The sequence below is a fragment of the Allobranchiibius huperziae genome, assembly GCF_013410455.1.
Classification (GTDB): Bacteria; Actinomycetota; Actinomycetes; order Actinomycetales; family Dermatophilaceae; genus Allobranchiibius; species Allobranchiibius huperziae.
Genome location: NZ_JACCFW010000001.1, coordinates 3023647 through 3045572, shown reverse-complemented (window position 1 = coordinate 3045572; position 21926 = coordinate 3023647). Strand labels below are relative to the sequence as shown.

Below are 21926 nucleotides of genomic sequence, written 5' to 3'. Positions count from 1 at the left end.
GACGGTGCGCGCATTCCGCGCCGCAAGCACCCCGCGCCGGTGCAGGATGTCGCCATGGGGACAGGGGATGAGCTCGGCGACGACGTATGGGGTGTCGATCCCTGGGGTCGTCACGAACCGGCTGCCGACAGGACGGTCGCGTGGCTGACCGCCCACGGTTGGACCCGGCTCGAGCCCGCTCCCCTCTACCACCTGATGCCCGCTGTCTGGCCCGGACACCTGCGCACCTGGGTACCGTCGGAGACGGACGGCGACTCATGGCCCGACCAGGATCGCTCCGGATGGGCGCAGTCCGCCGGTGCACCCCCGCCACCTGCGAACCGCACCTGGCTGCTGCAGTCACCCTGGCCGTCGGTGTCGGTCGAGCGGGCCCTTCGACTGATCTTCGACCAGCTCGACGACCGTCTCGGTCCCGACGAGATACCCGCAATGGCGACCGCCGGCCGCCGCGTGCTGCGGTGGGACGAGGCGACCGCCCTGGCCGCGATCGCACCCCGCGAGCGCGGACTCATCGGGCAGTGGTCGGAACGTGCCGGCGATGCTGACCGTGCTGGTCTCGACCCCGACGTCGTCGATCGACTCATCGACCTGGGTTACCCGCCCGCGGACTGCGACCGGGTGCAGGTCGACACGGGATGGACGGCGGCGGAGGTAGCGGAGTGGTCGGAGCAGACGGATCGCACCGGCGATGAGCTCATCGACTTCATACGGCGGTGGCGGACACTCCGGCTTCCTGAGGACCCCGAGCTCGCTGCCGAGTGGAGCGAGGAACCGATGGAGCAATTACGGGCGATCCTGGACGCGGGATTCACGCCCGAGGACGCCCCGCAGGTCCGGGACGTAGGTCTCTCGCGGGCGCGCGTATGGCGCGACGCCGGCTTCGACGCACAGGACACCTTCGATCTTCTGAGCATGGACCCGGACCTGCTGCCCGAAGAGGCGCGCACGTTCGAGGACCCGGCGATCGCCGAGCAGGGCAGGTGGTGGATCTACTACGGCTTCAGCGCCGATGAAGCGCTGCGGTGGTCGGGGGTCGGTCTCTCGCCGACCCGGGCGAGGTTGTGGCGCGCCCACGCCCACACCCCGGACGAAGTGCACGTCGACCCGGAGCGGTGGCTGTCGACGGTTCCGCCCGAGCTGCGTCCGACCACCGAGCACTTCGCGGTGATGTGGGTCGACGGCGGGGAGTACACGATGGACGGGTGGGACGAGATCGCCGATCCGCCCGCCACCCGTGGCCGGTTCGCCCGTCGGGCGAGGGGCGACACCGATCCACTGCTGTGGTCGGGATTCACCTCCGGGTGAAGGCGGTCCGACGCGACCCCACCCTGACGGCGTTCGCATTCATTGACGGCGTTGGAACGCCGTCAACCGTCGCGAACGACGTCAACGTGCGTCGCCGGGCAGGCGGCGGGGAGTGTCAGCTCTGCTGGTCGGCGTACCGGCCGGTCACCAGGTAGACGATGCGGGCCGCCACGGCGACGGCGTGGTCGCCGAACCGCTCGTAGTAACGGCTGATCAGCGTCGCGTCGACAGCCGCTTCGGTGCCGTGCGCCCAGCTGTGGTCGACCAGCGTGGCGAACACCTTGCGGTGCAGCTGGTCCAGCGCGTCGTCGTCCTTCTCGATCTCGACGGCGGCCAGCGCGTCCTTGTGGGCGATCGCCTCACCGGTCTTCGCAGCCAGGTGCGCGGCGGTCTTCTCCATGTCGGTGATGACCTCACGCAGCTCGTCGGGCACGCCATGCTCGGGGTAGCGCATCCGCGCCACCTTGGCGATGTGCCGGGCCAGGTCGCCCATCCGCTCGATGTCGGAGGCCATGTGCATGGCCGTCACGACCATCCGCAGGTCCGTGGCGACCGGCTGCTGGCGGGCGAGCAGGTCGATGGCGTGGTCGTCGACCTGCCGGCGCAGCTGATCGATGTCGTCGTCGGCCGCGATGACACTCTCGGCCAGCGACAGATCCGCCTGGAGCAGTGCGTCGGTAGCCCTGGTCATCGCGATGCCGACGAGTCGGGTCATCTCGACCAGGTCGTCGGAGATCTTGTCCAGGTCTTCGTGAAAGGCGTCGCGCATGCGCTCATTGTCCTCGGCTTGCCGGGCGGGTCGCCCAGAGGCTGACATCGGTCGGTGAACGGGATCAGGCTCGCAGGTGAACACCAGGCAGACGCGAGCCGACGCGTCATCCGCGCTCCGTTCGCTGCGTACGCTAACCCGCGTGTACGTCGTGCTCGGTCTGGCTGCCGCTCTGGTCGTCGGCCTCCTCCTCGGTGTCGCCGCCGCGGGATGGCGACGGCGTGCCGCGACCACGCAGACCGCCACGAGCACGAGACCCACGAGCCTGTCGCCCCAGGTCATCGAGGTCATCCAGGCGCTGCCGGGCATGTCGATCGTGGTCGACGCCTCCGATCGGGTCGAGCGTGCGTCGCCGCGTGCTGACGCGCTCGGACTGGTGCGCCGCAGCGAGCTCGCGCACCCGGAGATCCTCGACCTGGTCCGGGCCGTGCGCCGCGACGGCGACACCCGGGAGGTCGAGCTCGACGTCGCACGCGGACCCGTCGGTCCCGGCACCCTGGCCCTGCGCATCCAGGTGGCGCGACTCGGCGCCGAGCACGTCATCGCCCTGGTGGAGGACCTGACCTACTCCCGGCGCGTCGAGGAGACCCGGCGCGACTTCGTCGTCAACGTCAGTCACGAGCTGAAGACGCCGGTCGGCGGGCTGTCCCTGCTGGCCGAGGCCGTCGAGGGCGCGTCCGACGACCCGGAGGCCGTACGCCGCTTCGCCGGCAGGATGCACGCCGAGACCGCCCGTCTCACCCGGCTCGTGCAGGAGATCGTGGAGCTGTCCCGGCTGCAGGTGTCCGACACGTTCGACGAGCCCGTGCCGGTCGACGTCGTGGCGTGCGCGCGCGAGGCGGTCGATCATGTGCGGCTGCTTGCCGAGGACAAGCGGATCGAGCTGATCCAGGCGAGCCCGACCGGCACCGACGTGCGCATCTTCGGCGACCCGGCGCTGCTCACGACCGCGATCCGCAACCTGCTCGAGAACGCCATCCACTACTCCGACCCGGGCACCCGCGTCGCGCTCACGGTGCGTCGTCAAGGGGCTCTAGCCTCGGTGGCGGTCACCGATCAGGGCACCGGGATCTCGCCCGTGGACCAGGAGCGCATCTTCGAGCGGTTCTACCGGGTGGACCCCGCGCGCTCGCGGCGTACCGGCGGCACCGGACTCGGGCTGGCCATCGTCAAGCACGTCGTCGCCGGACACGGCGGCGAGGTGTCGGTCTGGTCCGAGGAGGGTCAGGGCTCGACGTTCACGCTCCACCTGCCCGTCCCGCCCGCTCTCGAGGACGCGCCGGACCCCGGCGGTCGGTCGATCGACCGCCTGCCGTCACACGCCTCACCCACCGTCCCTGGAAAGGCCACTTCATGACTCGCATCCTGGTCGTCGAGGACGAGGAGTCCATCTCCGATCCGCTGTCCTACCTGCTGCGCAAGGAGGGGTACGACGTCGGGCTGGCCGAGACGGGGCCGGATGCGCTGACAGAGTTCGACCGCAACGGGGCCGACCTCGTGCTCTTGGATCTGATGCTGCCGGGACTGTCCGGGATCGACGTATGCCGCGCCCTGCGGCAGCGCTCCAACGTGCCGGTGATCATGCTCACCGCCAAGGACAGCGAGGTCGACAAGGTGGTCGGGCTGGAGATCGGCGCCGACGACTACGTCACCAAGCCCTACTCCTCACGGGAGCTGCTCGCACGGGTCAAGGCGGTCATCCGGCGACGCCAGGAACCGGAGGAGCTGATGGCCCCCACGCTGTCGGCCGGCCCGGTGCGGATGGATGTCGACCGGCACACGGTCAGCGTCGACGGCGCGGCGATCGCGTTGCCGCTCAAGGAGTTCGAGTTGCTGGAGATGCTGCTGCGCAATACCGGCCGGGTGCTCACCCGCGGTCAGCTCATCGACCGGGTGTGGGGCAGCGACTATGTCGGCGACACCAAGACGCTGGACGTGCACATCAAGCGGCTGCGGGCGAAGCTCGAGCCGGACCCGGCGAACCCGCGTTTCATCCTCACGGTGCGAGGGCTGGGCTACAAGTTCGAGACGACGGACTGAGCGGCCGCCCCAGGCGGCCGTGGCCGATGGGCTAGTTGTAGGCCTGGCCGGGCAGCAGCACCGGCACGACCACGGGCGACTGACCGCTGCTGGCCGTGGCGAAGATGACGGTGGTCTTCGCGCCCGGGGCCACCGGAGTCGAGGCGACCTTGACGGCGCTGACGGTGCTGGTGGAGTTGCCGGAGGGCTGACCGTCCAGCCGCACCGCGGTGTCGGCGGGCACGGACAGCTTCGCCTGGGAGCCGCCCACGGCGACGGTGACCGCGATCGCGCTGTCGCTGTTGTTGGTCACCATCCCCTGCATGGTGCCGGGGGCGCCCTTGCTCGAGGCCGAGATGAGCACACCGGAGAGCGTCAGGTCGCCCACGGTCGCGTTCGTACCGTTGCTCCCGTTGTAGCTGACATCGGTCTGCGTGGGTGACAGGTACATGCAGCCACTGAGCAGCGACACCGAGGTCGCCAGCCCGAGGGCGCCCAGTGCGGACCTGCCGGCTCGAAGTCGTCGCGTCACGGCGCTGAGACTACCGGCTCGGCCGGACAGGGGCGCTAGCCGGTTGCGCGACGGACACCGGATGACCGCGCGCGTGCACGACAGACGCCGATCTGTCAAGGGTCGATTTATGGCCTGTGGATCGCCGGCATGCCCTCTGACCTGCGGAAACGTTTCTGAGGGCCCGTTCGGCCGTGGTATTCTGGAGGTCGCGAAAGGGGCTAACAACAGATGGCTTTCAAGGTCGGCGAGACGGTCGTATACCCGCATCACGGTGCGGCTCTCATCGAAGAGATCAACAAACGAACGATCAAAGGTGAGGAGAAGCTCTACCTCAAGCTGAAGGTCGCCCAAGGCGATCTGACCATCGAGGTACCCGCAGAGAACTGCGACCTGGTCGGCGTCCGTGACGTCGTCGGCAAGGAAGGCCTGGACAAGGTGTTCGAGGTGCTGCGCGCCGAGCACACCGAGGAGCCGACCAACTGGTCGCGTCGTTACAAGGCCAACTTGGAGAAGCTCGCCTCGGGCGATGTCATCAAGGTGTCCGAGGTCGTGCGTGACCTGTGGCGCCGCAACCAGGACCGCGGCCTGTCCGCCGGCGAGAAGCGGATGCTGGCCAAGGCGCGCCAGATCCTCGTCTCGGAGCTGGCACTGGCCGAGCACACCAACGAGGACAAGGCCGAGGCCACGCTCGATGAGGTGCTCGCCTCCTGACGTCCGAACCGCACGTGAACGACGCCCACCCCAGTTCCGCTGAGGTGGGCGTCGTCGTCGTGGCCGCCGGGCTCGGCACCCGCCTCGGCGCCGGTATGCCGAAGGCGTTGGTGCCGCTGGCCGGTCAACCCCTCGTCGTGCACGCCGCACGTGCGGCCCGCGGCGTACGAGGTCTGCGGCAACTGGTCGTGGTCGCTCCCGCCCCTGATCTGGAGCAGTTCCGGGCGCTCGTCCCGGATGCCGTGGTGGTGGCCGGCGGCGCCCAACGCACCGACTCGGTGGCGGCCGGTCTGGGCGCCCTCGGGCCGGGCATCGACGTCGTCCTGGTGCACGACGCGGCGCGTGCGCTCGCGCCGACCGCCCTGTTCGACCGGGTCGCGAGCGCGGTCCGCGAGGGGTACGACGCGGTCGTGCCCGGTCTGGCCGTGCACGACACCGTCAAGCAGGTCGACGACGCGGGTCTGGTCACCGCCACCCCCGACCGGGACGGGCTGCGCGCCGTACAGACCCCGCAGGGTTTCACCCGGGACGCGCTGCAGCGGGCCCACAGCGGTGGGTCCGCCGCCACCGACGACGCCGCCATGGTCGAGCGCTCCGGTGGGCGGGTGCTGGTCATCGAGGGCGATCCTCTGGCCGAGAAGATCACCACCGCGGCAGATCTGCAGAACGCCGCGAGCCGCCTGCGACCGCCGGACGGAGCGACGCTCATCGTGCTCGGCGGACTTCCTGGGGTCGGCAAGACCACCACGGCGCGGGCACTGGCGGCGCGAAAGGCGTTGACCCATCTGCGAGTCGACGTCATCGAGCAGGCCGTCGTCGACAGTGGCCTGGAGCAGCACCCGGTCGGCGAGGTGGGCTACCGGGTGTCCTACGAGCTGGCAGCCCATCATCTGGATCTGGGGATGACCGTGGTCGCCGACATGGTCAACGGCGTGCCGTACGCCCGCGACGCGTGGCGCGACCTGGCGGCCGGTCGTGGCGTCCGCCTGCTGGAGGTCGAGTTGTTCTGCAGCGACCAGGACGAGCACCGCCGGCGTGCGTCCACCCGGGTGGGCGACATCGAGGGCATGCCGCAGCCCAGCTGGGAGCAGATCCAGGAGCGGGAGTACCACCCGTGGCAGCCCGACCTGCGGATCGACACCGCCGCGCACTCGCCGGGTCGGATCGCCGACACGATCCTGGCGGCGCTGGCCGCTCCCAGCTCGGGGGAGAGGATCACCCGATGAGTCCATTGCCGCGTACCGGCATCGGTGTCGACGTCCACCCGTACGCCGACGACGACCGCCCCCTCTACCTTGCCGGCCTCGAGTGGCCGGGGGAGCGCGGGATCGAAGGGCACTCCGACGGCGACGTCGCCGCGCACGCGATGTGCGACGCGCTGCTCGGCGCCGCCGGCCTCGGAGACCTCGGTCAGCACTTCGGCACCTCCCGCCCGGAGCTCGCGGGTGCGCGGGGCGCGGTGCTGCTCGGGGTGGTGCGGGAGCTGCTGCAGGACAACGGTTTCCAGATCGGCAATGTCGCAGTGCAGATCATCGGCAACCGGCCCAAGATCGGCCCGCGGCGGCTCGAGGCGCAGCAGGCGCTCTCGGACGCGCTGGGCGGCGCGGCCGTCTCCGTGGCGGCGACGACGACCGACGGCCTCGGCCTCACCGGGCGAGGCGACGGCGTGGCGGCGATCGCGACCGCGCTCGTCGTGCCCACCGCCTGACCCCGCCGAGCCCGTGGCCGGACCCGCCGCCTGACCCCGCCGAGTGGCATACCTGTGTGCCGAGTGCACCCGTGGAGGTGCGCCACTCGACGCATATGTATGCCACTCGGGGGCAGGCCTACGCTGCGAGACATGGATACTCGCAACCTCGGTCACACCGGTATGCACGTCACCCCGCTCTGCCTCGGCGCCATGATGTTCGGCGCCTGGGGCGAGAAGGACCACGAGGAGTCGGCGCGGATCATCCACCACGCGCTGGACTCCGGCATCAACTTCATCGACACCGCCGACGTCTACTCCCAGGGCGAGTCCGAGACGATCGTCGGCAAGGCCCTCAAGGGGCGGCGCGACGACGTCATTCTTGCGACCAAGTTCCACAGCCCGATGGACGTCGCGATGGGCGCGCCCGGCGGCGACCCGAACCAGCGCGGCAACTCCCGGCGCTGGATGGTGCGGGAGGTCGAGAACAGCCTGCGCCGGCTGCAGACCGACTGGATCGACCTCTACCAGGTGCACCGCCCGGACACCGGCACCGACGACGACGAGACCATCGCGGCTCTGACCGACCTGCAGCGGGCGGGCAAGATCCGCGCGTTCGGCTCCTCGACGTTCCCGGCGTACCGGATCGTGGAGGGCCAGGTCATCGCACGCGACCGCGCGCTGTCGCGGTTCGTGACCGAGCAGCCGCCGTACTCGATCCTGGCGCGCGGCATCGAGCGCGAGGTGTTGCCGGTGACCGAGAAGTACCGGATGGGTGTGCTCGCGTGGAGTCCGCTGTCCGGTGGTTGGCTGTCCGGGCGGTTCCGCAAGGGGCAGGAGATGCCCACGACGAACCGGACCAAGATGATGCCCAAGCGCTTCGACCTGTCGACCCCGGCGAACCAGCGCCGTCTGGACGCGGTCGAGGACCTCGCGGTGCTCGCAGAGCAGACCGAGATCACGCTGATCGAACTGGCCCTGGCGTTCGTGATGCAGCACCCGGGCGTCACGTCGGCCATCATCGGGCCGCGCACGATGGAGCAGCTCGACAGTCAGCTGAGCTCTCTTGACGTGCACCTGAGCGCCGAGGTGCTGGACCGGATCGACGAGATCGTGGCGCCCGGCACCGACATCTCCGACGACGGCAACGCGTACACCACCGACGCGCTCACCGACCCGTTCCTGCGCAGGCGGCGCACCGCCTGACCCTGCTGCTCCGATGGCGACGGCCTAGGTTGGGGGAAACGTCGATCGAGGGAGTTTCGGTATGCCGCAGACCGTTCGGGGCGTCATCGCCCGCGCGAAGAACCAGCCCGTGGAAGTGGTCGACATCGTGGTGCCCGATCCGGGGCCGGGCGAGGCGCTCGTGGCGGTGCAGGCCTGCGGGGTGTGCCACACCGACCTGCACTACCGCGAGGGCGGCATCAACGACGACTTTCCCTTCCTGCTCGGCCACGAGGCCGCCGGTGTCGTCGAGGCGGTCGGCGAAGGCGTCACCGACGTCGCGCCCGGCGACTTCGTGGTCCTCAACTGGCGCGCGGTGTGCGGGCAGTGCCGGGCCTGCAAGAAGGGCAAGCCCTGGTACTGCTTCGCCACCCACAACGCGAGTCAGAAGATGACGCTCACCGACGGCACCGAACTGACCCCGGCCCTCGGCATCGGCGCGTTCGCGGAGAAGACCCTGGTGGCCGCCGGCCAGTGCACCAAGGTCGACCCCGCGGCACCGGCCGCCGCGGCCGGCCTGCTCGGGTGCGGCGTGATGGCGGGCTTCGGCGCGGCCGTCAACACCGGTGGTGTCACACGCGGTGACAGTGTCGCCGTCATCGGCTGCGGCGGGGTGGGGGATGCCGCCGTCGCCGGCGCGTCCATCGCCGGTGCGACGACCGTCATCGCGATCGACGTCGACCCGCGCAAGCTGGAGCTGGCCAAGCACTTCGGTGCCACCCACACGATCGACCCGCGCTCCGAGGACGTCGTCGAGCGGGTGCGCGAGCTGACCGGAGGCAACGGCGCCGACGTCGTCATCGACGCCGTCGCCAGACCGGAGACCTACGAACAGGCCTTCTACGCAAGGGATCTGGCCGGCACGGTCGTGCTGGTCGGCGTACCGACGCCCGACCTGAAGGTGGAGCTGCCGCTGATCGACCTCTTCGGCCGCGGCGGGGCCCTGAAGTCCAGCTGGTACGGCGACTGCCTGCCCGAGCGCGACTTCCCCATGCTCATCGACCTCTACCGCCAGGGTCGCTTCGACCTGGACACCTTCGTCACCGAGCAGGTCGGCCTCGATCAGGTCGAGGCGGCGTTCGACAAGATGCACGGTGGCGGCGAGGACGTCGTCCTGCGGTCGGTGGTCGTGCTGTGAGCGAGGTCGTGGCACAGCGTGACGGCGTCCGGGTGGAGAAGGTCACCACGTCGGGGGCCTTCGAGCTCGACGGCGGCTCGTGGGACGTGGAGAACAACGTCTGGCTGATCGGTGACGACGACAGCGTGCTGGTCGTCGATCCCGGCCACGAGTCCGGTCCGATCCTGGCAGCCGTCGCCGGACGCCGGATCGCCGGGATCTGGTGCACCCACGCGCACAACGACCACATCGATGCCGCAGCGGGGATCAAGCAGGTGCAGCCCGACGTGCGCATCGCGCTGCACCCCGACGACTGGCCGCTGTGGGAGCTCACCTATCCAGAGCAGCGTTTCGACGACGACCTCGCCGACGGCGACGTCCAGACCGTGGCGGGTGCGCGGATCGAGGTGCTGCACACCCCCGGTCACTCACCGGGCGCCTGCTGCTTCCACCTCCCGGACCTGGGGATCGTCCTCACCGGCGACACCCTCTTCCATGGAGGCCCGGGAGCCACGGGACGCTCGTTCAGCAGCTTCCCGGTCATCATCGATTCGATCCGGGACCGGTTGCTCACCCTGCCGCCGCAGACCCGGGTGCTGACAGGCCACGGCGACGCCACCACCATCGGCGATGAGGCCCCGCACCTGCAGGAGTGGATCGACGCCGGCTCCTGACCGGGCGTCTGCGCGAGAGCGCCGCGTGCAGGAACGTGACCGAAGCGCCGACAACCCACGCGCCCGCCGTACGCCGTCGCAGGAAAGTGACCGTGGCGCTCACAACCCACTCGGGCGCCGGCGATGGTCGGTCGGGCCCGCGCGGTCCCGATAAACTCGGCGGGTGAGCCTGCACATCTACGACACCGCCACGCGGCAGCTGCGTGAGTTCCAGCCGTTGCAGGAAGGCCGGGTCGGGCTCTACATCTGCGGCCTCACCACCCAGGGCAGCCCGCACATCGGCCACGTCCGCTTCGCCGTCGCGTTCGACATCCTGCGCCGCTGGCTGACCATCGGGCACGCGTACGACGTGACACTGGTCCGCAACGTCACCGACATCGACGACAAGATCCTCGACAAGGCGCGGGCCAACGACGCGCAGTGGTTCGCGTGGTCCTACGAGCATGAGCGGCAGACCAGCGACGCCCTGGACCTGCTCGGGGTGGGCCGACCGACGTACGAGCCGCGTGCCACCGGCCACGTCACCGACATGGTCGAGCTGATGGAGACGCTGATCGAGAAGGGTCACGCGTATGCCGCGCCCGACGACAGCGGCGACGTCTACTTCGACGTGCGGTCCTGGCCCGCGTACGGCGAGCTGACCCACCAGAACATCGACGACATGGAGGACGCCGCGGACGCCGACCCGCGCGGCAAACGCGACCCCCGCGACTTCGCGCTCTGGAAGGGTCGCAAGAGTGACGAGCCGGAGTCGGCCAGCTGGCCGACGCCGTTCGGTCGCGGCCGGCCCGGCTGGCACCTGGAGTGCTCGGCGATGGCGCGGCGCTGGCTCGGCGAGACGTTCGACATCCACGGCGGAGGCATCGACCTGCGCTTCCCGCACCACGAGAACGAGTTGGCCCAGTCACGCGCGGCCGGAATGGATTTCGCGCGCTACTGGATGCACAACGGCTGGGTGACGCTCGGCGGCGAGAAGATGAGCAAGTCGCTCGGCAACACCCTGGCTGTCACCGAGATCACCAAGACGGTGCGGCCGCTGGTGCTGCGCTACTACCTCGGCGCGGTGCACTACCGCTCGACGATCGAATACCACGAGGGATCCCTCGATGAGGCCGCCGCCGCGGTCTCACGGATCGAGGGGTTCCTCGACCGGGCGCTGGGTTGTGCGCCGACCGCGTTCGACGCTGGGCTGCCTCAGGCGTTCTCGGCTGCGATGGACGACGACCTGAACGTCTCCGGTGCGCTCGCCGTCGTGTTCGACACCGTGCGCGAGGGCAACATCGCCCTGGACGAGCACGAGTCGGCGAAGGCACGCGAGCTGGCCCTGCAGGTCGTCGCGATGACCGACGTACTCGGGGTCAATCCCTATGCGCCCGAATGGGCCTCCGACGGCGGTGATCGCAGCGGTCACGCCCTCGGCAGCCTCGTCGACGCGCTGATCGAGCAACGTGCCGCGGCCCGAGCCGCCAAGGACTTCGCCGCCGCCGACCGGGTGCGCGATCAGCTCGCGGCCGCCGGTGTGGTCGTCGAGGACACCGCCGACGGCGCCCGCTGGTCCCTGGCCGAGGCCACCACCGAACAGACCTGACCCGCGCGCGACACCCATCGCGCCCACGCACTTCAAGGAAAAGAGCACATCATGGCCGGCAACTCCCAGCGCCGCGGCGCCATCCGCAAGGGTGCGAGCCGCAAGGGCGCCAGCGTCGGCAGCGGCGGTCAGCGACGACGCGGACTGGAGGGCAAGGGCCCGACCCCGAAGGCGACCGAGCGGCCCAATCACAAGGCGTACAGCAAGTCTTCATCAAGTGGCGGCAGCGGCGGCTCCTCGTCGCGCGGACCGTCGCGTGGTCGCTCGGGCTCGAAGAAGCCCAGCTCGGAGATCGTCGCCGGCCGCAACTCGGTGCTGGACGCGCTGCGGGCCGAGATCCCCGCGACCGCGATGTACGTCGCCGGGCGCATCGAGTCCGACGACCGGGTCCGCAGCGCGTTGAAGCTGGCCGCGGACCGGGCCATTCCCATCCTGGAGACCCCGCGCGGTGAGCTCGACCGGATCACCGACGGCGCCGTACACCAGGGTCTGGCGTTGCAGGTGCCGCCCTACGACTACGCGCACCCCAACGACTTCTTCGATCCCGAGGCACCCGGGATCCCGCTCGTCGTGGCGCTGGACGGGATCACCGACCCCCGCAACCTCGGCGCCATCCTCCGCTCGGTCGGTGCCTTCGGCGGACACGGCGTGATCGTGCCCGAACGACGGTCGGTCGGCATGACGGCGTCGGCGTGGAAGACGTCGGCCGGCGCCGCGGCGCGGGTGCCCGTTGCCCTCGCGGGCAACTTGAACCGCACCCTCGAGGACTTCCGCAAGGCGGGGTTCTTCGTCCTCGGGCTCGACATGGACGGCGAGGTCGAGCTGCCCGACGTACAGCTGGCGACCGAGCCGCTGGTCGTCGTCGTGGGCTCGGAGGGCAAGGGGTTGTCCCGGCTCGTCCGGGAGAACTGCGACCAGATCGTGTCGGTCCCGATGAGCGCGAGCACCGAGTCGCTCAACGCGGGCATCGCGGCGTCCGTCGCGCTCTACGAGATCGCCCGCAAGCGCGCGACGAGGTCCTGACCACATCCGACGCCCGTGGAGGTGCCGTGACCGATGCCGAGGTGTACGCCGAGCTGGATCGCGGAGTCGACCAGGTCGCCGATGACGTGGTGCGCTGGCGCCACCACGTGCACGAGCATCCGGAGCTGTCCAACCGTGAGGTGAAGACCGCCGGGTTCATCGCCGACCACCTACGGTCCCTCGACCTGGACGAGGTCCGCACCGACATCGCCGGGCACGGCGTCGTGGGCATCCTGCGCGGCGGGCGCCCTGGTGACCGGGTGATCGTGCTGCGGGCGGACATCGACGCGCTCCCGGTCGAGGACCTGTCCGGGGTGCCGTTCGCCTCGACGGTGGTCGACGAGGAGTACCCGGGCGGCCCGTTCCCGGTGTCGCACGCTTGCGGGCACGACTGCCACACAGCGATGCTCCTCGGTGCGGCGACGGTGCTGGCAGGGGTCCGGGACCAGCTGCCGGGCACGGTGGTGTTCGTGTTCCAGCCGGCCGAGGAGGGTCCGCCGGTCACCGAGAAGGGCGGCGCCAGGGAGATGATCGCCCAGGGTGCGCTCGACGGCGTCGACCCGACGATGGTCTTCGGCATGCACGTCGGACCCCTGCCCAAGGGCGTGATCGGGTATCGGGTCGGCAACCAGTACGGCGCCTCCTGCCTGATCAAGACCGAGATCACCGGCGAGCAGGTGCACGGGTCGACTCCGTGGATGGGTGTGGACCCGATGCCCGCGGCGGGAGCCGTCCTGACCGGCATCGGCCAGATCTACCGACAGGTCAACGCGTTCAATCCGGTGACGGTGAGCATCGGGCACGTGCAGGACGTCGGGCGCTTCAACGTGATCGGCCAGACGGTGACGCTGTGGGGCACGATCCGCTGTTCCGTCGAATCGGACATGTCCCAGGTGCAGGAGCGGGTCGCTACTTTGGCCGAGCACAGCGCTGCGGCGTACGGGTGCACCGCGACCACGCAATTCCTGCAGGACGTGCCGGCGGTGCACCACACCCAGGCGTGGGTCGACGCCGGTCTGCCGACGCTGCGGCGAGTCGGCGGCGAGGACAACGTGATCCAGACGCCGCCCACCCTCGGCTACGACGATGTCTCGGAGTTCGTGAACGCGTACGGCGGCCTCTACGTCATGCTCGGCGTGCAGGACACCCGGTTCAACGACGACCGCACCGACCTGACGCCGATCCCCGGCGGGCGCGGCGTGGCCTCCAACCACAACCCGCACTTCTACGCCGACGACGACACCTTGGCCACCGGGGTGCGGTTACACGCCCACGTGGCCTACGACCACCTGTCGGGTGCGCTGGCACCCGACCACGAGCGCTGATCCCCGCAGCAGACGAGCCCGCACCCTCCGGAGAGGATGCGGGCTCGTCGCTGCTTGTGTGAGTCGTCGCGCGCTCAGCGGACGTCGATGACCACCGTCTTCATGATCTTGTCCGCCAGGGTCTGCCGCTTGGTGTCCCACAGCGGGAAGAGCCACCCGATGTAGCAGATCACGGTGTCCACGAGGTGCGCGATGTCGCGTACGAAGGCCGTCAACGGGCCGATCGGTTGCCCCGTCTCCTCGCCGATCAGCTTGGTGCCGAACTGCTTGCGGCCCAACGTCTGTCCGGTCCGGCCGCCGTTCAGCCAACGGTTCCAGATGTGGAACGCCAGCAGCCCCAGGTAGAGGATCAAGCCCACGAGGAGCCCTAGCTTGCCGTTGATGGCCGAGGCGACGATCACCACGATGTAGACCACGAAACCGGGCACGATGACGTCGATCAGGAGGCCCCCGGCCCGCTTGCCCCAGCCGGACAGACCGCTCTGCGTCGCCAGGGGCGCGCCGCCGTACTGCTGCGGGGACCCGTAGCCACCGCCCTGCACCGGTGCCTGGCCGTACTCGCTGCCCTGGGCGGGGGGCTGGCCGTAGCCGCCCTGCTGGCCGTACCCGCCCTGCTGGCCGTAATCGCCACCCTGAGCGGGGGGCTGGCCGTATCCGCCCTGGTTCGGCTGCCCGCCGTACTGGGGGTAGCCCGAAGGCTCGCCCTCACCGCTCGGAGGTTGTTCCCACGGATTGTCGTTGTTGCTCATGCGTGATCCCCGTCGACGTTGTGGTCAGTGCGGAGCACAGTAGTGGGACCGCGTGCCGCGCGAGTCCCTTTCGGGCTCACCGGCACCTCAGTCCCTGGCGCGTACGGGGATCGACTGGGTGTCGACGCCGACCACGGACCGTTCGTCCGGTTTGTCGGGCAGCACCCAGTCCACGTAGTCGCGCACCGCTTCGTCGATCGAGACGTCGCGCTCGAGCTTCTCCGACATGTACCACCGGTGCTCCAGCACCTCGTGGAAGAGCTCAGCCGGCTCCAGCTTGGCGCGCAGATCCCGCGGCGCGGCGCGGGTGATGGGCTCGTAGATCGTGGTGAGCCAGTCGTGCGCCACGATCTCCTCGTCATCGTTCTGGCGGTCGTGCGCGGCGCGGAAGGAGTCCAGGTCGTTCAGGAGTCGCCGGGCCTGGTTGTCCTCGACGTCCAGTCCGGTCAACCGCAGCAACCGCCGCGAGTGATGCCCGGCGTCGACCACCTTCGGCTGGATGCGGATCCGGGTGCCGTCGACATCGGTCTCGATGTCGAGCTCGCCGACGTCGAAGCCGAGGGTGTTGAGGCGTCGGATGCGCTCGTCCACCAGCCAGCGTTCGCCGCGGTCGATGGTCTCGACGCGCGTCAGCTCGGCCCACAGCTCGGCGTACCGGGTCATGATCCGCTCGGAGACGCTGATGGCGTCGATCTCGTCCGACAGCAGCCCGCCTGCCTGCAGATCCATGAGCTCGCCGGCGATGTTGACCCGGGCGATGTCGAGATCGTGGGCGCGCTGGCCGTCGCTCAGTCGGTTGTGCAGCTCTCCGGTCTCGGCGTCCACCAGGTAGGCCGCGAACTCGCCGGCGTTGCGCTTGAAGAGGGTGTTCGACAGCGACACGTCGCCCCACCAGAAGCCGTTCAGGTGCAGTCGCACGAGCAGCACTGCGAGCGCGTCGATCAGACGCTGCACCGTGCCGGACCGCAGCGCCTGGCTGAGCATCGCGCGGTACGGCAGGGAGAACTGAAGGTGTCGGGTCAGCAGGCAGGCGTCGAGGGGTTCGCCGTGCACGTCGACGCGCCCGGCGATGATGCCGACGGCCTCCACCGCAGGCTGGTCGAGGCGGCGCAGATTGCGCAGCAGCGAGTACTCCCGGCGGGCGATATCGGCCTTGATCTCCTTGACCGCGATGATCCGGCCCTCGATGCGCACGAATCGCACGACGTGACGGGAGATTCCGCGCGGAAGTGCGGCCAGCAGGTCCTCGGGCCAGTCTTCGAGCGGGGTCTCCCAGGGGAGATCCAGCAGTGCCGGCCACGGCCGGGCGGCGGTGATGTCCAGGCCCACACCTGCATCGTGTCACTTCCGGGCGTGCCGGGCACGGCCTCGCCGGCGATGGCCTTGTCGGGCGGGTTACCCGAAGGTAGCCTCGACAGCACGACAGTGACCCACGACACATCGTCGATCGGCGCTGACTTCTCCGCGAAGGATCCTGATGCGAACCACCTCTCTACGCCGCTACGGCGTCGCCACCGCCGCGCTGCTCATGACCGCAGGTGCCATCGCGACGGGCTCCCTCCCGGCACACGCGGCGACGCCGCAGTCGAAGGGCGGATGGGAGCGCACCGGGCCGTTCTACGCCTATACCGGCGCTCGCACGCTCGCGTCGTTCGCGCCGGGCACCGTGCTGAAGAGCCGCACGATCACCTACCACGTGCAGGGGATCGCGACGCCCGTGCAGGTCACCCAGCTGCTCTATCGCACCCGCACCCAGACGGGTCAGGCCGTCGCCAACGTGACGAGCGTGATCCACTCGCCCGTCCCCGACGTCACTCACAAGGTCGTCACCTACAACTCGTTCTACGACTCCCTCAACGTCGCGGACAGCCCGTCGCGCAGCATCGCGGGGTCGACCTCGCCCGGCGCGCAGACCTTCGCGGAGGAGCAGCTCGCGTTCACCTCCCTGTTGAGCGCCGGCTACGACGTGAACGTCCCGGACTTCGAGGGTCAGGTGCCGCACTACACCATCGGTCCGGAGAACGGCTACATGACGTTGGATTCGATGCGGGCCGTGGGCAAGTCGAGCGCGCTCGGTCTGGGATCGAACACCGACTTCGCGATGATGGGCTACTCCGGCGGGTCGATCGCGACGGAGTGGGCCGCGCAACTGGCGCCGTCGTACGCGCCCGACATCAACCGCCATCTGGTCGGGGCGACCGAGGGCGGCGTCTACGTCGACCCGGCGCACAACCTGAAGTACGTCAACGGCTCGACCAAGTGGAGCGGGGTCGCCCTGCTCGCGATCAACGGGCTCGAGCGCGGGTTCGCCATGGACCTGTCGCCCTACCTGTCGACGTACGGCAAGGCCGTGCTCGGCGCGACGAAGAACGCGGGCATCGGCGACGCGGAGGGCAAGTACCCCGGACTGACGTTCCAGCAGCTCGTGAAGCCGCAGTACGCCAACCCCGACTCGATCCCGGGACTGGCCGCCGTCCTGAACAAGGTCAACGCCGGGCTCGCCCCGTCGCCGACCATCCCGTTCCAGATCCTGCAGGGCGCGTACGGCGTCGGCGAGGGCACCCAGCCGTCGGCGAAGTACGGCACCGGGGACGGCGTGATGGTCACCGGCGATGTGCGCAGCATCGCTCGCAGGTACTGCGCGGCCGGGAACGCCGTGCAGTACACCGAGTTCGGGGCGCTGGGTCACACCGATGTGGGCATCACCTGGCTCACCACGGCGGCGGCGTGGGTGCAGGCCCGTTTCGCCGGCGTCCCGGCGCCCAGCACCTGCTCGACGATTCCGGCCGGCAACAGCCTGGCGGCGGAGAAGCCCGTCCCGGTAGGCACGCCCGCCGACTGACGCAGTACCCGGCGCCGATCAAATTCGGCGGCCCGCCACGTACGCGCCATGGGCTTAGCGCGGCGGTGGTGGACAAAGACCAATCGGGCCGGCGTTCTCGATCATCCATCTGTCGCAGTCCCGATTACCGGTCATTTCTTAGACGAAGTGTCATGACCGATCGTCCTCGTCGGATCGGTCTACGCCTTCGCGACGTGGATTGCGACACTCATCTCGCGGGCGGACGTCGGCGCGAAAATCTTCAAGCTCGAGCCCTGGAACACGGGCACGGTGCTCCCGAGCTTGTCGTGGCTTGTTGCTGTGAAAACGTAGTTCGTCCTGGGTTGCATTCTCCACGCCCATCGCCCGTGACTATCCGCTACGGCCGCGATGGCCGGCCTCGGGGCAGTTGAGCCTGGCGTAGCGGCAGATACGAAGCAGGAGAAGGACCCGAGGTCCAGTCCGGTAATCGTTCCCCGGGCAAGGGGGGCCCAGGGCGCGGCCTGCGCGGGAGGGCGCGATTCGGAGCCGCAGCCGCAGAGCGATGCAAACCCGAGCAACGCGATGGACACCAGCGGGAGACGGACGGTTTTCATGTGGCCACGCTTTCCTCAATGGCCGGGTGGCTATCGCGATACTTCTCCTGCGTGCCGACGCTAGTCCCAGCTTTGTTCCTGAGACGTCGAAACGGCGCTAGAGGTTGGCCTTCGAGGTCTGTGCGTCGATGGCGTGCGATGTGGCTGCCGTGCGAATGCTGGCTGTCGTTCTGGGGACCCCAGAACGACACCGACAACGGGCCTAGAGGTGGTGGTCTGAGGTCCCGATCGGGATTTCGAGCTCATCTGTCCGACTCGGATCCCATTCCATCAACAGGTGATTGCGGTTGGCAGCGTGTTCCCGTGTGCTGGGCGGGTCAGCAGATCTTGATGGGCAGGGTGACGTTGTCGGCGAACGTCGTGTGGGTTCGCAGCAAGGACTTCCACCGCAGCAGCAGCGAACCGTCGAAGGTGCTGTCACTGCGGAAACTGGCGTTCGGTGGGCAGGTGCTGGGTCGGTGCAGCGTGAGGAGCAGGCGGATGAATCCTTGCGCGGGGATCGTGGCCGGGAATGAGTGCCAGGGTGTGTCGACTCCGAAGGCCGACCCCTCGGGCACTGTGTGGAAGACCGACCACTGCACGCCGATTGCGGGCGCCATGTCCCCGGCGCTGGCGGAACGGATCGTCACGGCGTGCGACCCGGGGTTGTAGAGGGAGCCGATCACCTGTCCCGCGGTTCTCGGGGCCAAGGTGAGGCGGTATGAGGAGTCCTCGCTGCTGAGGGCCAAGTCGTTGGACACCGGGCCGCTGAAGCTGCCGCCCCGGATGGGGCCGTACCGATGGTCGAGAGCGCCCAGAAGTAGCGCGACCGCGGTGCACACCACGAGGACCGCGCTGACCGCCGCGAGAGTGGCCTTCCGCGGCCAATGGCGCGGTCGGCTAACGACGGTCGACACGTCGGCCGATCGACATCGTGTCGGCGCCTGGGGCGGTCATGACGGTGAACCTACCGGCATGGCACCGGCACGAACTGTGTTTGAGGCCGGTTCGGTAACGACGCTCCCATAGAGCGTCGTCAAGTGCGGAGTCCTCCGACGTGGCTGTCAGACGCCGCAGGCAGGGTTGTTGGCGATGTCTTCCATCGCGTAAAACGCTCGGTGATTGTGCCCAAGTTCGATGGCAGCCAAGGCGATGCATTTGCCGGTGTCCGGTGTAATGACGTTTTTGGATCGTCCGCCGACAACCGGGAGCAGAGACCATGTGCCGACGGAGTGCAGGTGGGGCGCTCCTGGGCGGAACCTGGCGAGCTCCTGGGGCGAGAGGTCAACCTGGTCTATTGGTTCGAAACGGTATCCGCCGATATAGAGGTGTACGGGTCGAACCGCCACGTTGAAGGTGCCGTAGGCGTGGCGGTAGCGAACTGCTGACACGGCAGCCGCCAGGAGGACAACGATAGCCAGCAGGGCTGCGATTCCTCGAATATTCTGACCCCTCACAGGCCGAACCATAGTGGTCACGGCCGCAGCGAAGACGCTTTCCGGTCGTTCTTGGTGGCAGTGGGTCAACCGGGGTCAGAGGCCACTATCCGTGGGCGGTTAAAGGGTCTCGTGGCGTTCCACGACGTGCCACAGGTGGCGGGCAAGGTAGTTCTTCAGAGTGCGGCGGATGTCCGGTCGGTGGCACCCGCCGCTCGTCGCCGGTGACTTCTTGACCTCCGCAGCAGCTTGGTAGCGATTCGACGAGATGGCGGCCTATTTATGCGGCTTGTGCCGGGTGGGGGACAAGCGGCATGAGAACTCTTCGGGTTTCTCGCTTGACCTCCCCTGACCGGGATGCGTCACCGGACGGGTCTTGCGGGATGATTGGCGCAACTCACCGGCTGGCACAGTCGCGTGCCGCCAGGGCGTCCCGTCGACGCTTCCCTAAACGGGACGGGCTGAGAACTTAGCCACGGATCGCCAACATGCGCTGAGTGGCACCAAGGGGTCTAGTTCTGTGTCGAAGACCGAACAGGAAGGTCGTCGACCAAGGACCCCCACCACCCCACACCGTGCTCGTCCCGCCGTAGTCGCATAACCCTCGAGCCAAGGGGTTCTCCGATCTCGAAATCGGCGACCTGCCGCCCGAATTCCACGGGTTCTGAGTCGTCGCCATCAGAATCAATCGTTCCGATCGGGTTGCCTTCAGCGCGGTGACACCAAAACCCGACCCCCCTCGGGGGCCCGTAAGGCACCCGGTACACGACACAGAACGTCTCGGACCCATCGGTCCACGCCCCATCCACCTGCACCTCGGGCGCCTCCGTCAGCGTGCTGGTGCACAACCACCGCAGGCATGACAACAGCGCCACACCAGACCATTCGAGTTCTTGGCTCTGGGTGAGAGTAGAGATGAGCTGGCGGTGTGCTGGCGTCACACTGCCACGCTCCTCAGCGGACAACACGGGCTCCATCGGGCCCAAAGGACCTGAAACCACACGAATCACTTCCCGTCGCCACCAGCGCATGGCTCAGGGTCGCATCGATTCCCAATTGCTGCGTGCCGAGCCCCGCCTGGTGAACCACACCGGCACTCGGGCTGAAGCGGATCACGTGGGTAGGTCTGTGATTGGTGACCTGGATACTCACCGGATGGCTTCTCCTTCTTACCCCTGCCGTCACTTCAGCGTGTGCAACGCACAAGGACCCACGTCCAATGACCTCCCTCTCTTGCTGCGTCGCCTCGCCGACAGCATCGAGGGCGCCGACTTCGCGACGAGCCAGGTGCTTGACGTGCACATCTCCGGCGATGAGATCACCGAATACGGCTCGTGGTGGAGAGCAACGGTGTACTGGTCAGCCGACGGCGAACTAGCCGAGGGAAAGAGCCGAAACTGACTGTCCGGAGAAGTCTCCCCCGCATGAGTGAACCCCCGACACTTGCGGGCATGGGCACCGATCATGACTGGGTGGCGATCCGTAAAGTCGTCTAGGCCGGCTTAGGCGATGCGGAGCTACTCGCGTCACCGTCAATTACGACCGAGGAGAAACTCGGCAACGCGGCCGACACCGTGACCGACCATCTCGCGGCTGCACTTGCCAGAGGAGCCATGGTCAAACGTCAGAGATGGTGGCGCCGACACCCGCCGACCCGTTAGCCGATCGTGTTGTGGCACGCTCCGCGGGCCGATCCTTCGGAGAGACACGGGTGGCGCTCGAAGGATGGTCATAGATCTGGGAGGCGGCCGCGGCCGCGGTCGCCACGCAATCGCTAACAACTCCGTCCGTGCAAGAGGACCACGATGTCGTATGTGCCCGTGTCAGGATGTCCCCATGGGGGAACGTCGAGGCATGGGCGGCAGGCTGATTGAGGGCGGCTGCGTTGTCTTGTTGGTAACGGGTGCTTTGTGCGCCTGTGGTGGTGGTCTACCCAGAGCGATTGGAAATCCGCACCCTCACGGGCGGTTGATGGCTCAGTTAAAACCCACACTGTCGGCTATCCCGTCGACCGTGCATATCTTCGGTCAACAGTTTGTCCCGCCGAACTGGGACTCGTGCGACGGTGTGAAGTCGACCTACGGATGGGACGACGTGACCGTGACCGCGCAGTTCGATCACGTCAAGTCGCCGGACCAGACGGTCTCCGCCATCAACGCCTCGCTGCACAAACTGGGTTGGGTTCCTGACAGTGACTCGTCAGACGGTGCGTGGTACTGGAAGCGGAAGCGTTCGAACGGGTCAAAAGCAGCAATTCAATTGCTGGGTGGACCCAGCGATGCGGCGCCCTCTCCTTGGGACTTCCAGGCGACCGTGACTGCAGCCACACACCCGGTCACCGGTTGCTAGCTGCCGATGCCCACAAAGGGATCGACCTTCGGACTGCGCC

21 protein-coding genes are annotated in these 21926 nt (G+C 68.5%); 15 read left to right on the top strand and 6 right to left on the bottom strand.

Features of this window, described 5'->3' with window-relative positions; all coding sequences use genetic code 11:
* Positions 1-54 precede the first annotated feature (54 nt).
* Complete coding sequence (locus HNR15_RS14410; RefSeq protein ID WP_179482915.1) at positions 55-1305, top strand: hypothetical protein; 1251 nt, start codon at positions 55-57, stop codon at positions 1303-1305.
* Between the two features lie 115 nt (positions 1306-1420).
* Here the strand turns inward: HNR15_RS14410 and phoU are convergent, their stop codons facing one another.
* A complete protein-coding gene (gene phoU / locus HNR15_RS14405) occupies positions 1421-2074 on the bottom strand; it encodes a phosphate signaling complex protein PhoU (protein ID WP_179482912.1) in 654 nt (217 codons plus the stop codon).
* A 142-nt stretch (positions 2075-2216) separates the two neighbouring features.
* On the opposite strand from phoU, the gene HNR15_RS14400 reads away from it, so the two are divergent.
* Complete coding sequence (locus tag HNR15_RS14400) at positions 2217-3431, top strand: sensor histidine kinase (protein WP_233766603.1); 1215 nt, start codon at positions 2217-2219, stop codon at positions 3429-3431.
* Positions 3428-4114, top strand: coding sequence for a response regulator transcription factor (locus tag HNR15_RS14395; RefSeq protein ID WP_179482909.1), 687 nt, complete (start codon positions 3428-3430; stop codon positions 4112-4114). Before HNR15_RS14400 ends, HNR15_RS14395 begins: the two co-directional genes overlap by 4 nt.
* A gap of 31 nt (positions 4115-4145) precedes the next feature.
* On the opposite strand, the gene HNR15_RS14390 is transcribed toward HNR15_RS14395, so the two are convergent.
* Complete coding sequence (locus HNR15_RS14390) at positions 4146-4625, bottom strand: hypothetical protein (protein ID WP_179482907.1); 480 nt, start codon at positions 4623-4625, stop codon at positions 4146-4148.
* A 210-nt stretch (positions 4626-4835) separates the two neighbouring features.
* On the opposite strand from HNR15_RS14390, the gene HNR15_RS14385 reads away from it, so the two are divergent.
* The 9 genes from HNR15_RS14385 (at position 4836) to HNR15_RS14345 (ending at position 13956) form a co-directional block, all read left to right on the top strand.
* The gene (locus HNR15_RS14385; RefSeq protein ID WP_179482905.1) at positions 4836-5318 is read left to right on the top strand and encodes a CarD family transcriptional regulator; all 483 of its coding nucleotides are present in this window, start codon (positions 4836-4838) and stop codon (positions 5316-5318) included.
* A gap of 14 nt (positions 5319-5332) precedes the next feature.
* On the top strand, positions 5333-6544 hold the full coding sequence (gene ispD, locus HNR15_RS18890; RefSeq protein ID WP_343048547.1) for a 2-C-methyl-D-erythritol 4-phosphate cytidylyltransferase: 1212 nt from the start codon (positions 5333-5335) through the stop codon (positions 6542-6544).
* A complete protein-coding gene (ispF, locus tag HNR15_RS14375) occupies positions 6541-7026 on the top strand; it encodes a 2-C-methyl-D-erythritol 2,4-cyclodiphosphate synthase (protein WP_179482903.1) in 486 nt (161 codons plus the stop codon). The genes ispD and ispF overlap by 4 nt, the downstream gene beginning before the upstream one ends.
* A gap of 132 nt (positions 7027-7158) precedes the next feature.
* A complete protein-coding gene (locus HNR15_RS14370; RefSeq protein ID WP_179482901.1) occupies positions 7159-8211 on the top strand; it encodes an aldo/keto reductase in 1053 nt (350 codons plus the stop codon).
* A 61-nt stretch (positions 8212-8272) separates the two neighbouring features.
* Positions 8273-9367, top strand: a complete 1095-nt coding sequence (locus HNR15_RS14365; RefSeq protein WP_179482899.1) for an S-(hydroxymethyl)mycothiol dehydrogenase — start codon at positions 8273-8275, stop codon at positions 9365-9367.
* Positions 9364-10020, top strand: a complete 657-nt coding sequence (locus HNR15_RS14360) for an MBL fold metallo-hydrolase (protein WP_343048546.1) — start codon at positions 9364-9366, stop codon at positions 10018-10020. Before HNR15_RS14365 ends, HNR15_RS14360 begins: the two co-directional genes overlap by 4 nt.
* A 163-nt stretch (positions 10021-10183) precedes the next feature.
* Positions 10184-11608: a cysteine--tRNA ligase gene (gene cysS / locus HNR15_RS14355; RefSeq protein ID WP_179482897.1), complete on the top strand. Its 1425-nt coding sequence runs from the start codon at positions 10184-10186 to the stop codon at positions 11606-11608.
* 51 nt (positions 11609-11659) lie between these two features.
* Positions 11660-12631, top strand: coding sequence for a 23S rRNA (guanosine(2251)-2'-O)-methyltransferase RlmB (gene rlmB / locus HNR15_RS14350; protein WP_179482895.1), 972 nt, complete (start codon positions 11660-11662; stop codon positions 12629-12631).
* A gap of 26 nt (positions 12632-12657) precedes the next feature.
* On the top strand, positions 12658-13956 hold the full coding sequence (locus tag HNR15_RS14345; protein WP_179482893.1) for an amidohydrolase: 1299 nt from the start codon (positions 12658-12660) through the stop codon (positions 13954-13956).
* 74 nt (positions 13957-14030) lie between these two features.
* Here the strand turns inward: HNR15_RS14345 and HNR15_RS14340 are convergent, their stop codons facing one another.
* Complete coding sequence (locus tag HNR15_RS14340) at positions 14031-14705, bottom strand: RDD family protein (protein ID WP_179482891.1); 675 nt, start codon at positions 14703-14705, stop codon at positions 14031-14033.
* 87 nt (positions 14706-14792) lie between these two features.
* The gene (locus HNR15_RS14335; RefSeq protein ID WP_179482888.1) at positions 14793-16034 is read right to left on the bottom strand and encodes a DUF4032 domain-containing protein; all 1242 of its coding nucleotides are present in this window, start codon (positions 16032-16034) and stop codon (positions 14793-14795) included.
* Between the two features lie 148 nt (positions 16035-16182).
* Here HNR15_RS14335 and HNR15_RS14330 point away from each other — a divergent pair, with 148 nt between their 5' ends.
* Positions 16183-17547 (top strand): lipase family protein, encoded by a 1365-nt coding sequence (locus HNR15_RS14330; protein ID WP_179482886.1) that lies wholly within the window; start codon positions 16183-16185, stop codon positions 17545-17547.
* An 892-nt stretch (positions 17548-18439) separates the two neighbouring features.
* Here HNR15_RS14330 and HNR15_RS14325 read toward each other — a convergent pair.
* Together HNR15_RS14325 and HNR15_RS14320 are read right to left on the bottom strand one after the other, a co-directional pair.
* Entirely contained in the window at positions 18440-19018 is a 579-nt protein-coding gene (locus tag HNR15_RS14325; protein ID WP_179482883.1) for a hypothetical protein, read from the bottom strand.
* 147 nt (positions 19019-19165) lie between these two features.
* Positions 19166-19558, bottom strand: coding sequence for a hypothetical protein (locus HNR15_RS14320; RefSeq protein ID WP_179482881.1), 393 nt, complete (start codon positions 19556-19558; stop codon positions 19166-19168).
* A gap of 1134 nt (positions 19559-20692) precedes the next feature.
* On the opposite strand from HNR15_RS14320, the gene HNR15_RS14315 reads away from it, so the two are divergent.
* Both HNR15_RS14315 and HNR15_RS14310 read left to right on the top strand, forming a co-directional pair.
* Positions 20693-20938, top strand: coding sequence for a hypothetical protein (locus HNR15_RS14315; RefSeq protein WP_179482879.1), 246 nt, complete (start codon positions 20693-20695; stop codon positions 20936-20938).
* A 453-nt stretch (positions 20939-21391) separates the two neighbouring features.
* Positions 21392-21886 carry a hypothetical protein gene (locus HNR15_RS14310; RefSeq protein WP_179482877.1) on the top strand — a complete coding sequence of 165 codons (495 nt, stop codon included), beginning with the start codon at positions 21392-21394 and terminating at the stop codon, positions 21884-21886.
* Positions 21887-21926 lie beyond the last annotated feature (40 nt).